Source organism: Rothia sp. QJM3NY_36 (assembly GCF_056173115.1).
In genome coordinates, this window is sequence record NZ_CM149658.1 from 2,364,859 (window position 1) to 2,380,766 (window position 15,908).

The window sequence follows — 15,908 nt, forward strand, 5'->3', positions numbered from 1 at the left end:
TGGGATCAGGCCCCGCCCTCCGGCTGCTGCGCCCACCACGCCAGCAGGCGACGCCGGGCCTCCTCCTCGCCCAGGCTGCCCTCATCCAGGCGCAGCTCCAGCAGGAAGCGGTACGCCTTCCCCACCGTGGGCCCCGGGGCGATCCCCAGGATCGCCATGATCTGCTCCCCGTCCAGGTCCGGGCGCATCGCGTCCATCTCCTCCTGGGCCGCCAGCTGCTCGATGCGCCGCTCCAGGTCGTCGTAGGCCCGGCGCAGCCGCCCCGCCTTGCGCTGGTTCCGGGTGGTCACATCCGAGCGGGTCAGCCGGTGCAGGCGCTGCAGCTGATCCCCGGCGTCGCGCACGTACCGACGCACCGCCGAGTCCGTCCACCCCGCATCGCCATATCCGTAGAAGCGCATATGCAGCTCCACCAGCCGCGCCACGTTCCGGATCGTCTCGTTGTCGAAGCGCAGAGCCCGCATCCGCTTCTTCACCAGCTTGGCCCCGACGACGTCGTGGTGCCGGAAGCTCACCGCGCCGTCCTCCTCCAGGCGCCGGGTGGCGGGCTTGCCGACGTCGTGCATCAGGGCGGCGAAGCGCAGGGTGAAGTCCGGGGCCGGCACGGGACCCTCCGGACCCGTCTCCAGGTCCACGGCCTGCATGAGCACGGTCAGGGAGTGCTCGTACACGTCCTTGTGCTGGTGCGCCTCATCCCGCTGCATCCGCAGCGCGGGCACCTCCGGCAGCACGTGATCGGCCAGACCCGTGCTCACCAGCAGGTCCACGCCGCGGCGGGGGTTGCGCCCCACCATCAGCTTGACCAGCTCATCGCGCACCCGCTCCGCGGAGACGATGCCGATCCGCTCGGCCATGTCCGTCATCGCCGCGACCACCTCCGGGGCCGGAGCCACGTCCAGGCGGGAGGCGAAGCGCGCCGCGCGCATCATCCGCAGCGGATCGTCCGAGAAGGAGTCCTCCGGGGCGCCCGGGGTGCGCAGGATCCCGGCGTGCAGGTCGCGTATGCCGCCGTAGGGATCCACCAGCTCCAGCCCCGGCAGGCGCAGGGCCATGGAGTTGATGGTGAAGTCCCGGCGGAACAGGTCATCCTCCAGCCGCCGCCCGAAGGCCACCGTGGGCTTGCGGGAGTCGGCGTCGTAGGCCTCCGCACGGTAGGTGGTCACCTCGATCATCGCCTCGCCCTTGCGCAGCCCGATGGTGCCGTATTCCCGGCCGATCTCCCAGTGCGCATCCGCCCAGTCCCCGGCGGTTTCCAGGATCTGGTCCGGAGTGGCGTCGGTGGTGAAGTCCAGGTCCAGGGCCTCAGCACCCAGGAACAGGTCCCGGACGGGCCCGCCGACCAGCGAGAGCTCGTAGCCGCGCTCGGCGAAGATCCGGCCCAGCTCCAGGGCCGCCGGGTGGATCGCAGAGGTGTCGAAGAGGTGTGCCATAGTCCTTCGATCGTGCCAGATCCGCGCCGACGACGACGCCGCGCCCCTCCCGGGAACGGGCCGCCGCAGGCCCCGGGGCGGGCAGCCGGGCCCGGGAGCCGGTCGCGGACGACTCTGTAAGGTGGACACATGAGCTTTCCAGTACCGCGGGCGCCGAAGAGACGGGTGCTCCTGCCCGTCTCGGCCACGCCCACGGTGGAGGAGGTCTCCGCCGGGGGCCTCGTCGTGGACCTGGAGACGCCGGGCCAGCCCGTGGCGATCATCGCCCGCCTCAACCGCGGCGGGCGCGTCGAATGGTGCCTGCCCAAGGGCCACCCGGAGGGCCAGGAGACCAACGCCCAGGCCGCGCGCCGGGAGATCGAGGAGGAGACCGGGGTGGCCGGGGAGATCCTGGCGGGCCTGGGCTCCATCGACTACTGGTTCTCCGTCTCCGGGCACCGGGTGCACAAGACCGTGCACCACTTCCTCCTGCAGGCCACCGGCGGGTACCTGACCACGGAGAAGGATCCGGACCACGAGGCGATCGACGTCGCCTGGGTGGGCATCGACGACCTCGGGCGCAAGCTCTCCTTCCCGAACGAGCGCCGCATCGCGGACATCGCCCGGGAGTACCTCATCCACCAGCTCTGACGGGCCCGGCCGCCGCGTCGACACGGAATATCACGGACAGGGAATACCTCCTATGGCAACCACCGGTGCGCGCTCGAGCGCCATCATGGCCGCCGGGACGCTGGTCTCGCGCATCCTCGGCTTCCTCAAGACCATGCTGCTGGCCGTCGCCATCGGCGGTGCGACCAACGTCGGAGACGTCTTCGCCCTGGCCAACACCCTGCCCAACCAGATCTACGTGCTGGTGGCCGCGGGCGTGTTCAACGCCGTGCTGGTCCCCCAGGTCATCAAGGCCTCCAAGCATCCCGACGGCGGCGCGGACTACATCTCCCGGCTGCTCTCCCTCGCGGTGATCGGCCTGTTCGCGGTCACCGGACTCGTGGTCCTGCTGGCCCGACCCATCATCTCCGTGATGGCCTCCGGGTGGTCCGAGCAGCAGATCGACCTCGGGGTGACCTTCGCCCTCTGGTGCTTCCCGCAGATCTTCTTCTACGGGCTCTACACGGTGGTCGGCCAGATCCTCAACGCCCGCGGCGCCTTCGGGGCGTATATGTGGGCGCCGGCCCTGAACAACGTCGTCGCGATCGGGGCGCTGCTGGTGTTCGTGTGGCTGTTCGGCACGCAGCAGTCCGCCCAGCACACCCCGGAGAGCTGGACCTCCCAGCAGACCTTCTGGCTGGCCGGGATGGCCACCGTGGGCGTCGCGCTGCAGGCCCTCATCCTGTTCATTCCGCTCAAGGCATTGAAGATCGGCCTGGGGATCAAGCTGGGCTGGCGCGGGATCGGGCTGCGCACCGCCGGGCGCCTGGCCAGCTGGACGCTGGCCACCGGCGTCATCGCCAACCTCGCGTTCCTCTACGTCGCCCACCTGGCCACCACCCCCGCCGGGTTCCGCGCGGACTACGACGTGCCGATCGCCGGGAACAACGCCCTGGACAACTCGACCATGCTCTACCAGCTGCCGCACGGGGTGATCGGGCTGTCCGTGGCCACGGTGCTGTTCAACCAGATGTCCCGCTCCGCCGCGGAGGAGGACCGGGACACCCTCATCGCGACCCTCTCCCGCGGCCTGCGGATCACGTGCGTGGCCACGATCTTCTGCGCCGTGGCCCTGGTGGTCTTCGCTGGGCCCATCGGCGTGCTGTTCGGCGGCGGCGGCCCGGTGGCCGGGGCGGTGGTCGGGCAGGTCATCACGGTGATCGCCCTGGGGGGTCCGTTCCTGACCACGTCCTTCATGATGGGGCGGATGTTCTACGCTCACGAGGACGCCAAGACCCCGCTGATCAACCAGGCGATCTGCGCGGCGTACCTGATCATCGGAGGATTCCTCATCAAGCATATTCAGCCGGATCACATCGTCTTCGGCTTGGCCGGTCTGTATGCCGGTCAGAACATCCTCGCGACCCTGCTGTACCACCGCAGCCTGCGCCGCTGGCTGGGGGACTACGACGTCGCGAACATCATGACCACCCACCTGCGGGTCACCGTGGCTGCCCTGCTGGCCGGGATCGGCGGCTTCGCGGTGCTCACGCTGCTGGGCGGCTCGGACTTCTCCGGGTTCGCCTGGAGCAACCAGATCACCTCCCTGATCACGATCGCCGCGGGAGGGACCCTCATGGGGGTGCTGTACCTGGGGGCGCTGAAGCTGCTGCACGTGCGGGAGCTGGACGGCATGGTCCGCATGGTGCGCACCCGACTGGGCCGGTAATCCCCGCCACACCCCGGTAGGATCGTGGGCAGCGGTCCGCACCGGGCCCGGAAGAACCCTCGCAAGGAGAGCTGGAGGACTCGTGACGCAGGCTATCGAGCTGGGCACCGTGCTGGGCGGTCGCTACAAGGTGACGGCGCAGGTGCTGACCACGGCCGCGCGCGACCAGGTCCTGGAGGGCCGGGATCAGGTGCTGGGCCGGCAGGTGTCCATCCTAGCCGCGGGCCCCCAGCACGCCGAGCTGCTCATCGACAACGCCCGCTCCCTGGCCTCGGGGCCGCGCTCCAGGTCCCTGCAGATCCTGGACCTCGGCCAGTCCGAGGACACCACCTACCTCATCACCTCCCACACCGACTCGGAGGAGCTGCTGGACCTCCTGCTGCCCGGAGGCGCGGACCCGGATGACGGCGGAGAGGCCCTCGGCTCCGAGATCTTCGGCACCGAAGATGCCCCGGCGGGCGCGGAGGACGGCTACGAGGCCGTCACCGGCCCGGTCGACGAGTCTCGAGCCGAGGAGCGGGAGCAGGACGGTCCGGCCGTGACCCGCTGGACCGACGCGGATTACGAGTCCTTCGGCGAGGAGCCGCCCGCCCAGCGCTCCGGGCGCTCCAGCCGCTCCGGAGGCACCCTGTTCGATCGCGCCGCCTCCGATGCGGCCGGCGGCGCCGCGGCGTCGGCCGCCTCTCGGCGCGCCGCGGACGCCGGCTACGACGGCAGCGGCGTCGGGGACGCCGACGATGACCGGGCCTACGACTACGGGTACGACGAGGCGGAGCCCGCCTACGCCGGGCCGACCTCCCCGGATCCCGCCACCGGAACCTATCCCGGGGCCGAGACCGTCGCCGATGAGGACCCCGAGGACGAGGATCTCTACCCGGACGATGAGGAGGAGTACGACGACGAACCGCGCCGCCGCGGCCCCGGCGGGGGCCTGTGGATCACGACGCTGGTGGTGATCCTGCTGCTGGCCGGACTGGTCTTCTTCGGCTTCACCCGGCTGGGAGCGATGGTCTCCTCGATCGGCGGCGGCTCCTCCTCTGCTCCTGCGTCTTCAGCTTCCTCCGGGGGCTCCGAGGCCTCCGGGACCGGCAGCTCCTCCGCGTCGGCCTCCGCCTCGCCCACCGAGGACGACGGCGCCGAGCCGCGCGCCGTCTCCGCGCAGCGGATCGTGCCGGGCAACGCCTCGTTCATGGCGGATCAGGACGGAACCCTGTCCCAGGTGGTGGATGGGAACCCGTCCACCGTGTGGACCAGCTACGGCTTCTCCTCGGCGCAGTTCGGCTCCCTGATCTCCGGCTTCGGCATCGCCGTCCAGCTGCAGGATCCGGCGAAGGTCAGCCAGGTGACGGTGGATCAGCAGGGCGGGACCGGCGGGTCCTTCACCGTCTACACCAGCGATTCCCCGTCCCTGGACGGCGCCACGGAGGCCGGGAAGGGCACCTTCGACGCCGCGCAGACCACGGTGCGCCTGAACGAACAGGCCTCTTCGAAGACCGCCCGGTACGTGATCGTCTTCGTGGATTCCGCTCCGCGGCTGTCCCAGCCGATCGGCGGGTACCCCTACGGGCTGCGTCTGGGGGAGATCTCGGTCCGGTGAGGCGCTGTGCGCCCGGCGGTCCGGTGAGGCACGGCTGGCCAGGTGGCCCGGTGAGGCGCTGTGGCCCCGGGCTCGTCGCGCGGAATATCCCTCCCCGGTCCCCGGTTCCACCCTGTAGAAGCACCGGGGCGTCTTGCGAGGCGCCTCCTCCCGCCCGAGCGCGTCGGCCCGGCATCCCGCGGGCCGCAGGAAAGGTCCCCCAGCACGTGAACGAGAACGTCTTCGCCGCGGGTTCCCCCGTGATCTCCCTGAACCAGCAGCCCGCCGCCGAGGGCCGTGACGACGCCGTGCCGTCGTCGGCCGCGGAGGCCATCGCGCCGTCCGCGGAGGACTCAGTGCACGACGTCGCCATCATCGGCTCCGGGCCGGCCGGGTACACGGCCGCGATCTACACGGCCCGCGCCAACCTCAAGCCCATCGTGTTCGCCAGCTCGGTGGCGGCCGGCGGGGACCTGATGACCACCACGGAGGTCGAGAACTTCCCCGGCTTCGTGGATGGCATCCAGGGGCCCGAGCTGATGTCCACGATGCAGCAGCAGGCGGAGCGCTTCGGTGCGGATATCCGCTACGAGGATGTGGAGTCCGTGGAGCTGGCCGGCGAGCTGAAGAGGATCACGGTCGCGGACGGGTCCGTGCACTGGGCCAAGGCCGTGATCGTCTCCACCGGGTCGGAGTACCGGAAGCTCGGCCTCGAGGATGAGGCGCGCCTGTCCGGGCATGGCGTCAGCTGGTGCGCAACCTGTGACGGGTTCTTCTTCAAGGAGAAGCCGATCGCCGTCGTCGGGGGCGGGGATTCCGCCCTGGAGGAGGCGCTGTTCCTGACCACCTTCGCCTCCTCGGTGACCATCATCCATCGGCGCGATTCCATGCGGGCCTCGGAGATCATGCAGCGCCGGGCCCTGGAGCACCCGAAGATCACCTTCGTGTGGGACTCCGAGGTGGTGGGCATCGAGGGTGCCGCGCAGACGGAGGCCCTGCAGGTGCGCAACGTGAAGTCCGGGCTGACGCAGCGCCTGGAGGTCAGCGGCCTGTTCGTGGCCATCGGCTCGGACCCCCGCACGGAGCTGGTCAAGGACCAGCTGGAGCTGACCGCCGAGGGCACGATCGCCGTGCAGGGCCGCTCCTCCAAGACCAGCCTCCCCGGGGTGTTCGCCGCCGGGGACGTCATCGACCCCACCTACCGCCAGGCGATCACCGCGGCCGGCTCCGGCTGTGTGGCCGCCATCGACGTCCAGCATTACCTGGAAACCCTGTAACACCCTTCCCACCGAAAGGAGCTGTCATGAGCAGCGCCAGAGCAGTCACCGATGCGTCCTTCCAGGAAGACGTTCTGAACAGCGATCGCCCGGTCATCGTGGATTTTTGGGCCGAGTGGTGCGGCCCGTGCCGGATGGTCGGCCCCGTCCTCGATCAGATCGCCGAGGAGCACGCGGAGAAGGTCGACGTCGTGAAGCTCAACGTGGATGAGAACAGCGAGACCGCCGCGAAGTACGGCATCACCTCCATCCCCGCGATCTACGTGTTCAAGGGCGGCGAGGTGGCCAAGACGAGCGTGGGTGCCAAGCCCAAGGCCGTCCTGGAGAAGGAGTTCGCCGAGTTCCTCGGCTGATCTCCCCCGCCTGACGCGCCTCCCATCCGACGACGAGGCCCGCATGTTTCACGTGAAACATGCGGGCCTCGTGCTGTGTCGTCAGCCGCGCTCGATCTCCGGATCCAGCACGCTGATGATGCGGTTGAGATCGTCCACCGAGGCGAACTCGATGGTCATCTTCCCCTTGCGGGCCCCCAGGGCGATCTTGACGCTGGTGTCGAGCTTGTCCGCAAACGCGTCGGCGATGTAGTCAAACCTCTCATGATGCCGAGGGGCCGACGGCCGGCGCTTCTTCTTCTCCGGACCGGCGGCCGCCCCGGACTGGATGATCTCCTCGACGGAGCGCACTGATAGTCCCTCCGCCACGATGCGCTGTGCGAGCCTCTCCATGGCGGCGGGATCCGACAGCGCCAGCAGGGCGCGGGCGTGCCCGGACGAGAGCACTCCCGCCGCAACCCGACGCTGCACCAGGGCGGGCAGACGCAGCAGGCGAATGGTGTTGCTGATCTGCGGGCGCGACCGGCCGATCCGGCGTGCCAGCTCCTCCTGGGTGGTCCCGAATTCGTGGAGCAGCTGCTGGTACGCCGCCGCCTCCTCCAGCGGATTCAACTGGCTGCGGTGGAGATTCTCCAGAAGAGCATCACGAAGCAGGTCGATGTCCTGCGTCTCGCGGATGATCGCCGGGATCCGGTCCAGCCCGGCCTCCTGGCTGGCTCGCCAGCGCCGCTCACCCATGACCAGCTCGTACTTCTCCGGGCCGTCCTCCTGGCTGGGGCGGATCACGATCGGCTGGAGCACCCCGATCTCCCGAATCGAGTGCACCAACTCGGCCATGTCATCGGGGTCGAACTCCTGGCGCGGCTGCTTCCGGTTCGGGTGGATGTCCCGGACGGGGATCTCTCCGAACAGCGCCCCGGGGACGGGCACCAGGTCCTGATCCGTCTCGGACACGGGTGCGTCCGCAGAACCGGTCCGAGTCCTCGTGGTCCGCTGCTCGCCCTCCTCTGTGCCGGAGCGGTCAGACTTTGAGGCCTGGGCAGAGTCATGTGTCGATGCGGAGGCGGAGACGGGCATGGAGGATCGATCGTCCGGGCGACGGTTGGTCGAGGAGGTGCCAGCGCTGGATTCCGCCGTTTCACGTGAAACAGTCGCGTTGCTCGACGAGGAGCTCCCCCGTTCACCGGTCCCCGCCTCGGCGGTTCGCGGATCCTCGCTCTTCGTTTCCTGGGCGGCGGCGCTCGGCTCGAAGAAGAAATCAACCGGTCGCCGGCCCGCACCGCTCTTGCGAAGGGCGGCGCCCATATCGGCGCGCCCAGCGGATCGCCCGCTCTTCTTCGCAGAACGACTTGTAGAGGCTTTCTTCTGGGGCTTCTCCGGAGCGTTGTCGGTCTGTTCGCCGTTCTTCGCCCCGCTCGCCGAGGTCGCAGCGGAAGCCTTCTTGGCGGCCGACCGCCCGCTCGTCCCTCGACCGCCACTCTTCGCGCCGACCTTTCCGCTCGCTCCAGCGGAGGTCGAGGCCGTTCCCTGTCCGCTCGGCGATGCAGCCTGGTTGTCGGCCACGGAAGAGCCTCCACCGCTCGACGCCTCAGCCCTCGATGTTTCACGTGAAACGGTCGGGCCGTTCGCACTCGATCGGCCCGACGAGCCTGACGTCGACCTTCCGGCCGGGGTACGCCGACGTCCCGCCTGGTCCTTCGTCTCCGCCCCAGCATCACCGGTATGACCGGCAGCAGCCGATGAATCGACGGATGTCGTCGGTTCCTCTTCGGGTGAGCTCGGTATGAGAGCCCCCAGTCCGCGCCCCAATCCACGTCGTCTCTCTGCCATGTCCCTCGACCTTCCCACTCGACACTCGTCGCTCCGATTCTACTGGGCCTCGGTGTCATCGAACCGTCCTCCTCCACAGGAATCGACCTCCCACCGCGGGCCATTCGCTCGAACCGGGGCCGGATCGTGTGAATGTACGGCATCCACTGCAGGCTCACCTTCATCGCATGGGTCAGAACCGCCCATCCTCAGTGCCACCGATTCCCAAACCGGCGTGTTGACTCCACCCTCCCCACTGGGGCGCCGAGACCATCTGCCCGGAGGACGCCGGGTTCCCTTCAACGGGAGCACACGGACAGGGGCAGACAATCCGGGCTGCTGCCGGTCGACAGGGCAATATTGGCCGGACGGGTGAAGACCACCTCCTGGACGCTCATCGTGAAGGCAGTAGACAGCGACAGATGGGTCGGGATGGGGGGCCAGACACGTGAAAGCTCTTGTGCCAAGCTGTCCCCCTTCGGAGCGGATCCCCTCAAGTCCGCGTGGAGAGCAGCAGATGGACACCCGAACATAACGACTCACGGCAGAGGTCTCCTGCGCCCTTCGGTCTGACCAGCCCTAGGGGCGGACGACACCTGCGCAGCACAGCCGAGCCCCACGCGTTCCCATGGCGAACGTCGAAGGTGCCACGTACTCCTCCGTTTCACGTGAAACGGGCGCTGGATTGGGCGAAAGCGCCTACGCTCCAACTCCGGCAGGGCGCGACTGATCTATGGGTCCGGTACGCAGGGACGTCCGCGCCTCTCCACGGAGAGTGCTTCTCACATCCCTGAGGATGTACCGAGCGAGCCCACGATAGAGGTCTATCCCTCGGGTCGTGTGCCGAATTCTTGCGTCCCCGATCACGATGGCGTTAGGTGTTGGGTCAGTCGCGGACTACCGGGAGATGTGGTCCAGACCCAAGGTTTCGGGGATCCAGACGCTCGGCTTCCCGGCTTCCCGGCTTCCCGGCTTCCCGGCTTCCCGGTCATGATGATCGTCTGTGCGCGCGTGTTTCACGTGAAACATGACGTGAACTTGCTGGACGCTCCGCCCTCGACGCGGACAGGATGCCGTCGCCTTGGGTAGTCCCCCGGGGGTCTGGTGACTCTCTCAGCACCGCCGGTGTGCCCGATCCGGGCGCATCAGGCCCTCCTCCCCCTGGACGGGATTTGGAAGGTCAGACTCTGCGACCATCCGGCTCGCGCAACCCCACGAGGACTGCCTTCCGCATTGGCCGTTGGCAAACAATAACGGAGATCAATCGTTTCGGATCTATCAAGGGGACAGCTGAACCTGAACGTTCGAAGGTGCTGCCGCTCCCGGACCGGTAATGCCCTCCATCCACCGCCCGGACCTCCGCACGGACCAAGCATGTTTCACGTGAAACACATGGAGCAGCGGGCCGCCGCCTCGCCCTCCGTCGTCTCCTAGAGGTGGCGGGCGCGATGCTGCCCGGGGGCAGCATCCACGTCGGCCCGCTGCGCGATCTCGACGGCCGCCTCCAGGTAGGACAGGGCGCCGGTCGAATGGGGATCATAGGTGAGGACGGTCTGCTGATAGCTCGGCGCCTCGGAGATCCGCACCGACCGCGGGATCATCGCTTCCAGGGTCTGCTGCGGGAAGTGGTCTCGCACCTCCTGGGCCACCTGAGAGGACAGATTGGTGCGGCCGTCGTACATGGTCAGCAGGATCGTGCTGACCTCGAGTCCGGGGTTGAGGTGCTTCTTCACCATGTCGATGTTCTTGAGCAGCTGGCTCAGCCCCTCCAAGGCGTAGTACTCGCACTGGATGGGGATCAGGACCTCACGCGCGGCCACGAAGGCGTTGATGGTCAGCAGCCCGAGGGACGGCGGGCAATCGATGAACACGTAATCCAACCGCGGGAGGTCGTTGACGGCAAGATACTTGGCGTAATCGCCGAGAGCCCGGCTCAGCCGCTGCTCCCGAGCCACCAGAGAGACCAGTTCGATCTCGGCCCCGGCCAGGTCGATGTTCGAGGGCAAGCAGTACAGATTCTCCACATCCGGGCAGGGGCGCACGGCCTCCTGCATCGGGGTGTCCTCGATGAGCACATCGTAGGTGGAGACGATGTCCGTCCCGTGCTCGATATTCAGCGCTGTGGAGGCATTGCCCTGCGGATCGATGTCGATCACCAGCGTCTGCAGGCCGCGCTCAGCCAGGGCGGCCGCGAGGTTCACGGCCGTGCTGGTCTTCCCGACCCCGCCCTTCTGGTTGCTGATCGTGAAGATCCGCGTCTCCGCAGGGGGCTGCACCTGCTGTTGGTTGAGCTTCTTCCAGCGCTTCTTCTCGTTCATGAGCTCTCTCGCTACAGGCGACTGTACGGCCTCCGCCATCGCGGCGGACTCCACGGACGATGTTTCACGTGAAACACGACGGCCGACGTCGGGGTGGATCGGGGTCGGGAGGTCCCGGGGTTGCGGCGGCAGTGCATCCCCGAAGACACCCTTCAGACGGTGGGAAGGTGGGGGAGAGGTCATGGCGTCCGCAGACCTCCTCCTCGTCCAGAGTCGCACCGCGGCCGTTCCGGGTGATCACGTCTCGTCCCAGCGTACCCGGCTAATGGATGCCCCGGCGGCGGAGTCCACAGGCATACGCAGTCTCCGGCACCGCCGCCCCTGGCGACCCCGCTCCACACGGACTACACCCACGCGGAGTACCCACGCCGACTGAACCCACACACAGCCTCCACCACCGCCTGCGGACACCGCAGACACTGGCAGACGCTGCGTCGGGGAAGACCGAACACAACCTGTCGCGGATGTGCGAGACGGCGTGAGGCGAGGCGCAGACGCCCGCACCGCGCAGCCTCACAGAGCCACAGCCTCACAGCCTCGCGAACCCACAAGCCTCAGCGACTCAGCACAGCACAATGCCAGAGGCGCATCACAGCGCCCCAGCCTCACCACCCCGGAGACCCACAGCCCGGGAGACACGGAGCCTCAGAGGCTGACGCGCACCACCGTCGTCGGCTCGCTGAGCAGCCGATCCCCGACGGTGAGGATCTCGGTCTCGCGGGCGCCGTACTTGGAGAGCTTCTTGCGCGCCTTGCGCACCTCTTCCTCGGCGGAGCGGCCCTTCAGGGCCAGCAGCTGCCCCGTGCCCCGCAGGATCGGCAGGGTGATGTCCAGGAGACCACCCAAGGCCGAGACGGCGCGCGCGGTGACGATGTCCGCCTCGACCTCGCCGACGATCTGCTCGCCCCGGCCGCGCAGGATGCGCACCGAATCCCCCAGCTCCAGGTCCCGCACCACCTCGTCCAACCAGATCACGCGCCGCTCCAGCGGCTCCACGAGAGTCAGGGACAGATCCGGTCGGGCCAGAGCCAGGCACAGCCCCGGGAGGCCCGCTCCGGAGCCCACATCCACCACGGAGACGCCCTGGGGGATCAGCTCCTGGACCACCGCGCAGTTCAGAACGTGACGGACCCACAGCCGCGGAACCTCCCGGGGGCCGATCAGGCCTCGCTCGATCCCGCTGTCCGACAGATGACCCACGTAGCGGCGGGCGAGATCCAGGCGTTCACCGAAGACCTCCTCGGCCGCCCGCAGCTCCTCGCCCACAGGCTCCGGAGCCTGCGCCGGCGACGCGGCGGTCCCGGCACCCCGAGAGCCGGCGTCGGCGTGGGAACCCCGCGTCCCAGCGCCGCCACCCTGAGGCGCGACGTCAGCGCCCCGGGAATCCGAGGCAGCATCACGCGCGGCGGATCCGGTGTGCGGGCGGCTCATGCCGGCTCCTCACCCGGTGCCGTGAAGTCCACGGTCACCTCCGCCGGATCCGGGTGCTGGGGCACAGCCCCCGGCGCACCAGGCACACCGCCAGTCGCACCGCCAGCGGCGTCGGCGGCATCAGCACCGGCGACCGACGCCGCATCCTCGGCGGCCTCCCGGGGGCCGGTCACCACGATGTGGCGCTTCGGCCCCTCGCCCTCCGAGGCAGAGAGGAAGCCCAGCTCGGCGACGAAGTCGTGCACCAGTTTGCGCTCATAGGGGCTCAGGGGCTGCAGGTGGCGGTCCTTCCCGGACTCGCGCACCGAAGCCACGGCCTCCTCGGCGAGGCGGCGCAGCTCGCCCTTGCGCCGCTCCCGATGCCCCGCGATGTCCAGGATCAGCCGAGACCGGTTGCCGGTGGCCGCCAGCACCGACAGCCGCACCAGCTCCTGCAGGGAGTCCAGCACCTCGCCGTGCTTGCCCACCAGCATCTTCAGGTCCTCGGCCTGCTCGCCCTCGGCCACCACCGAGAGGAAAGTGCGGTTCTGGTGCACCTCGATCTCGATGTCGCCGTCCAGGTCCGCGATGTCCAGCAGCTCCTCGAGGTAGTCGGCGGCGATCTCGCTCTCCTCCTCGCGCAGCGCCGCCTCCTCAGTGCTGGATTCTGAGGCCGCGGCCTCCGCGGCGCTGGCGTGTGCGGTTTCCGCGGCGTCGTCGTCGCGGCGCTGGTCGGTGGGCTGCTGTGCTGACATCAGATGCTCCTTGCTCCATCCGTGCGGTCGGTGCGCTCGAGGGCCGCGGGAGGGCGCTCCGAACCCGTGGTCGCGCCCATCCCGCCGCGGATCACTTCCGCTTCTTCTTCTGGCGCTGCTTGCTCACGGGCTGACGGCGCTGCCCGGCCTGGGCCTTCACCCGCTGGGCCTCCAGCTCGGCTTCGTGCTCCTCCTTGGTCTTGCCCACGGGGGGAAGGCCCTTGGCGGCCCGGCGCTCGTTGAGCTCGCGCTCGGCCTGAGAGCCCGGCGTCGGGTTGTTGCGGATGACCCACCACTGCTGGCCCATGGACCAGAAGTTGGAGACGGTCCAGTACACGAGCACACCGAGAGGGAAGTTGATGCCGCCGACGGCGAAGATGATCGGGAACAGGTACAGCATCATCTGCTGCTGCCGATACATGGGCGATTCCTTGGCCTGGTCGCTCATGTTCCGGGAGGTCAGCTGACGCTGGGTGAAGAACTGGGTCGCGCTCATCAGCACGATCATGAGGATCGCGAGCACGACGGTGGCCGTGTGGTTGCCATGGCCGGGCTGCATGAGCGTGGAGAACAGCGGCGCCCCGAGGATCGTGGCGTCGTTGAACTGGTGCACCATATCCGCGGGCAGCACCAGCAGATTGGATCCCGACGACGCCGCCGCCGGCACCCCGCGCAGCACCTGCAGGAGGCCGAAGAAGATCGGCATCTGCACGAGGATCGGCAGACAGGAGGACAGCGGGTTGGAGCCGGTCTTCTTGTACAGCGCCATCTGCTCCTGCGCCATCGCCTGGCGGGAGAGCTGATCCTTCTTGCCCTTGTACTTGGCCTGGATCTTGGCCATCTCCGGCTGCAGCTCCTGCATGCCGCGCATGGACTTGATCTGCTTGACGAACAGCGGGATGGTCAGGGTCCGCATCACCAGGGTCATGAAGACGATGGCGAGCACCCACGTCCACCCGGAGGCGGCGTCCATGCCGATCGCGGTGAACACCGTGTGGAAGAACCACAGGATCGCGGAGACGATCCACTTGAAGGGCCACAGGATGAGGTCGAAGAGGTTCATCGGGGATTGACTCCTAGCCCCGCGGTTCCACGGGGGTGTCATGTGCGTGCGCGCAGCGCGGATGGTTCAGCAGCAGGATCTGGGGGGCGCGTCCCGGCGCGAAGGTCCGGGGGCCGACGGGCACCGGGTCCAGGCCGCCGGAGGCCCAGGGATGGCACCGCAGCAATCGTCTCACGGTCAGGCCCAGTCCCCGCACCGCGCCGTGCACAGTGAAGGCCTCCAGCGCGTACGCCGAGCACGTCGGGAAGTACCGGCACACCTCCCCGTACAGGGGCGAGATGATCCTGCGGTACAGGCGCAGCAGGCCGATGGCGAGGTTCTGCGGCAGCGTCCACAGCGCCTGCCCGACGCCGCGGACGCGCACGTACTCCGTCGGCGCCCGCTCCAGCAGCTGCTGGGGCTCCATCGCGGCCTCGAGGGTTCTTCCGGCGTCCTGGTCGGGGCTCATGCGGCGAGCTTCCGCCGGGCGGCGATCAGGGCCGCCCGGTAGTCCGCGCCGAGGCGGCTCCAATCCGCCTCGGCCGAGGCCGGCAGGGCGCGGACCACCAGGTGCAGTCCGCGAGGGGTCTCGGCGATCGACTCGGCGGCGAGCTCGCGCAGCCGCCGCTTGACCCGGTTGCGCACGACGGCGTTGCCCACCGCCTTGGACACGATGAAGCCGACGAGGGTCGGCTCCTGCGGTGCGCAGGGGTGGGCGTAGACGACGACGTTCCGGCGCCCGCTACGGGCGCCGGAACGCGTGGCTGCTGAGAATTGGACCGACGTCCGCATCCGGTGCTGCTGGGCCAGCACTGAGCGGCTCCTTCGAAGACGTGCCGGGGTGCGGGTGCCTCCGCGCGGGATCATCTCCCGGGCGCGGCGGGACAGCGCCTCAGTCCCCGACGACGGGGGTGCGGCTCAGGCGGAGAGGTTCGCGCGGCCCTTGGACCGGCGGTGGGCCAGGATGGCGCGGCCGGCGCGGGTGCGCATCCGCAGACGGAAGCCGTGCTTCTTGGCACGACGGCGGTTATTCGGCTGAAAAGTCCGCTTGCTCACGGTGGGTACTCCATTGACGTCGATTCGGGCGCTGCCCGCGCTGGTGGATCCGACGGGGATCCGCAGGGGCGACGCGTGGGGCGATGCGATCCGCGCGGCGTGCAGGGCCGCGCACCGGGTCTCCTCGAACCGCCGATGGGCTGCGGGGCAGCCCGGGTTGGAGGGTCGGTGGGCACACTGACGGCACACGGACGACTGATCGAGTCTAAGAGGGAGGCGGTGGGGCGGTCAAGCCCTGCGCGGCGCACCGATGTCGTCAGACGAGGTGCATCCCGCTTCCCCAGGGTGTGCATCCACCGACCATCCCAGTCTGTGGATAAACCCCAGAGAAGTTCCCACCATCCCCAGCCCCGAGAAGACGCGGAACTACAGTCCTGTGATTACCGGAAGCGGCCGACTGCGGCGGATTCCCGCGGTCGGGATGCTCTAGGCTGGCAGGAGCCGCCTCTCGTTATCCACAGAGCAGGCGGGTGTGTACAACCTTGTGGACAGACCGGGGAGAACCGGTGGAGGACCGTGCCCGACCCGCCGGCGCGAACGCCTCCAGCGCCCTCGATCCGTCCCGTCGCCGACTTCGAGGAGCACC

Annotated in this window: 13 protein-coding genes and 1 pseudogene; 5 read left to right on the plus strand and 9 right to left on the minus strand. The window is 68.9% G+C overall.

Annotated elements, in window-relative coordinates; genetic code table 11:
• Positions 1 to 5: 5 nt before the first annotated feature.
• Positions 6 to 1,430 carry a CCA tRNA nucleotidyltransferase gene (locus tag AC0VXQ_RS10595; RefSeq protein ID WP_061225142.1) on the minus strand — a complete coding sequence of 475 codons (1,425 nt, stop codon included), beginning with the start codon at positions 1,428 to 1,430 and terminating at the stop codon, positions 6 to 8.
• Between the two features lie 129 nt (positions 1,431 to 1,559).
• Here AC0VXQ_RS10595 and AC0VXQ_RS10600 point away from each other — a divergent pair, with 129 nt between their 5' ends.
• From AC0VXQ_RS10600 to trxA, 5 genes are all read left to right on the plus strand, one after another.
• Positions 1,560 to 2,060, plus strand: a complete 501-nt coding sequence (locus AC0VXQ_RS10600) for an NUDIX hydrolase (protein ID WP_058730484.1) — start codon at positions 1,560 to 1,562, stop codon at positions 2,058 to 2,060.
• A gap of 52 nt (positions 2,061 to 2,112) precedes the next feature.
• Positions 2,113 to 3,747: a murein biosynthesis integral membrane protein MurJ gene (murJ, locus tag AC0VXQ_RS10605; RefSeq protein WP_058730483.1), complete on the plus strand. Its 1,635-nt coding sequence runs from the start codon at positions 2,113 to 2,115 to the stop codon at positions 3,745 to 3,747.
• Between the two features lie 82 nt (positions 3,748 to 3,829).
• Positions 3,830 to 5,344, plus strand: a complete 1,515-nt coding sequence (locus AC0VXQ_RS10610; RefSeq protein ID WP_058730482.1) for a discoidin/SUN/FTP domain-containing protein — start codon at positions 3,830 to 3,832, stop codon at positions 5,342 to 5,344.
• A 287-nt stretch (positions 5,345 to 5,631) separates the two neighbouring features.
• Positions 5,632 to 6,600 (plus strand): thioredoxin-disulfide reductase, encoded by a 969-nt coding sequence (gene trxB, locus AC0VXQ_RS10615; RefSeq protein ID WP_058730496.1) that lies wholly within the window; start codon positions 5,632 to 5,634, stop codon positions 6,598 to 6,600.
• 26 nt (positions 6,601 to 6,626) lie between these two features.
• Positions 6,627 to 6,953 (plus strand): thioredoxin, encoded by a 327-nt coding sequence (trxA, locus tag AC0VXQ_RS10620; protein WP_058730481.1) that lies wholly within the window; start codon positions 6,627 to 6,629, stop codon positions 6,951 to 6,953.
• Between the two features lie 81 nt (positions 6,954 to 7,034).
• On the opposite strand, the gene AC0VXQ_RS10625 is transcribed toward trxA, so the two are convergent.
• The 8 genes and pseudogenes from AC0VXQ_RS10625 to rpmH form a co-directional block, all read right to left on the minus strand.
• A complete protein-coding gene (locus AC0VXQ_RS10625) occupies positions 7,035 to 8,237 on the minus strand; it encodes a ParB/RepB/Spo0J family partition protein (protein WP_081101459.1) in 1,203 nt (400 codons plus the stop codon).
• 1,934 nt (positions 8,238 to 10,171) lie between these two features.
• Positions 10,172 to 11,098: a ParA family protein gene (locus tag AC0VXQ_RS10630; protein ID WP_081046270.1), complete on the minus strand. Its 927-nt coding sequence runs from the start codon at positions 11,096 to 11,098 to the stop codon at positions 10,172 to 10,174.
• 606 nt (positions 11,099 to 11,704) lie between these two features.
• On the minus strand, positions 11,705 to 12,325 hold the full coding sequence (gene rsmG, locus AC0VXQ_RS10635; RefSeq protein WP_232238537.1) for a 16S rRNA (guanine(527)-N(7))-methyltransferase RsmG: 621 nt from the start codon (positions 12,323 to 12,325) through the stop codon (positions 11,705 to 11,707).
• A 332-nt stretch (positions 12,326 to 12,657) separates the two neighbouring features.
• Positions 12,658 to 13,224, minus strand: a pseudogene (locus AC0VXQ_RS10640) (Jag family protein); the annotation flags it as partial.
• A 91-nt stretch (positions 13,225 to 13,315) separates the two neighbouring features.
• The gene (gene yidC / locus AC0VXQ_RS10645) at positions 13,316 to 14,287 is read right to left on the minus strand and encodes a membrane protein insertase YidC (RefSeq protein ID WP_058730477.1); all 972 of its coding nucleotides are present in this window, start codon (positions 14,285 to 14,287) and stop codon (positions 13,316 to 13,318) included.
• Positions 14,288 to 14,300: 13 nt separating this feature from the next.
• Positions 14,301 to 14,735: a membrane protein insertion efficiency factor YidD gene (gene yidD / locus AC0VXQ_RS10650; RefSeq protein WP_224799966.1), complete on the minus strand. Its 435-nt coding sequence runs from the start codon at positions 14,733 to 14,735 to the stop codon at positions 14,301 to 14,303.
• Positions 14,732 to 15,079 carry a ribonuclease P protein component gene (rnpA, locus tag AC0VXQ_RS10655; protein WP_058730476.1) on the minus strand — a complete coding sequence of 116 codons (348 nt, stop codon included), beginning with the start codon at positions 15,077 to 15,079 and terminating at the stop codon, positions 14,732 to 14,734. The genes yidD and rnpA overlap by 4 nt, the downstream gene beginning before the upstream one ends.
• Positions 15,080 to 15,184: 105 nt before the next feature.
• Complete coding sequence (rpmH, locus tag AC0VXQ_RS10660) at positions 15,185 to 15,322, minus strand: 50S ribosomal protein L34 (protein ID WP_081046273.1); 138 nt, start codon at positions 15,320 to 15,322, stop codon at positions 15,185 to 15,187.
• Positions 15,323 to 15,908: the final 586 nt, after the last annotated feature.

Bases quoted from the DNA above. Each gene is read 5' to 3' on its own strand.
- murJ (WP_058730483.1), top strand. From the start codon at position 2,113: ATGGCAACCACCGGTGCGCGCTCGAGCGCCATCATGGCCGCCGGGACG.
- AC0VXQ_RS10600 (WP_058730484.1), top strand. From the start codon at position 1,560: ATGAGCTTTCCAGTACCGCGGGCGCCGAAGAGACGGGTGCTCCTGCCC.
- AC0VXQ_RS10595 (WP_061225142.1), bottom strand. From the start codon at position 1,430: ATGGCACACCTCTTCGACACCTCTGCGATCCACCCGGCGGCCCTGGAG.
- AC0VXQ_RS10630 (WP_081046270.1), bottom strand. From the start codon at position 11,098: ATGGCGGAGGCCGTACAGTCGCCTGTAGCGAGAGAGCTCATGAACGAG.
- AC0VXQ_RS10625 (WP_081101459.1), bottom strand. From the start codon at position 8,237: ATGGGCGCCGCCCTTCGCAAGAGCGGTGCGGGCCGGCGACCGGTTGAT.
- trxA (WP_058730481.1), top strand. From the start codon at position 6,627: ATGAGCAGCGCCAGAGCAGTCACCGATGCGTCCTTCCAGGAAGACGTT.
- yidC (WP_058730477.1), bottom strand. From the start codon at position 14,287: ATGAACCTCTTCGACCTCATCCTGTGGCCCTTCAAGTGGATCGTCTCC.
- yidD (WP_224799966.1), bottom strand. From the start codon at position 14,735: ATGAGCCCCGACCAGGACGCCGGAAGAACCCTCGAGGCCGCGATGGAG.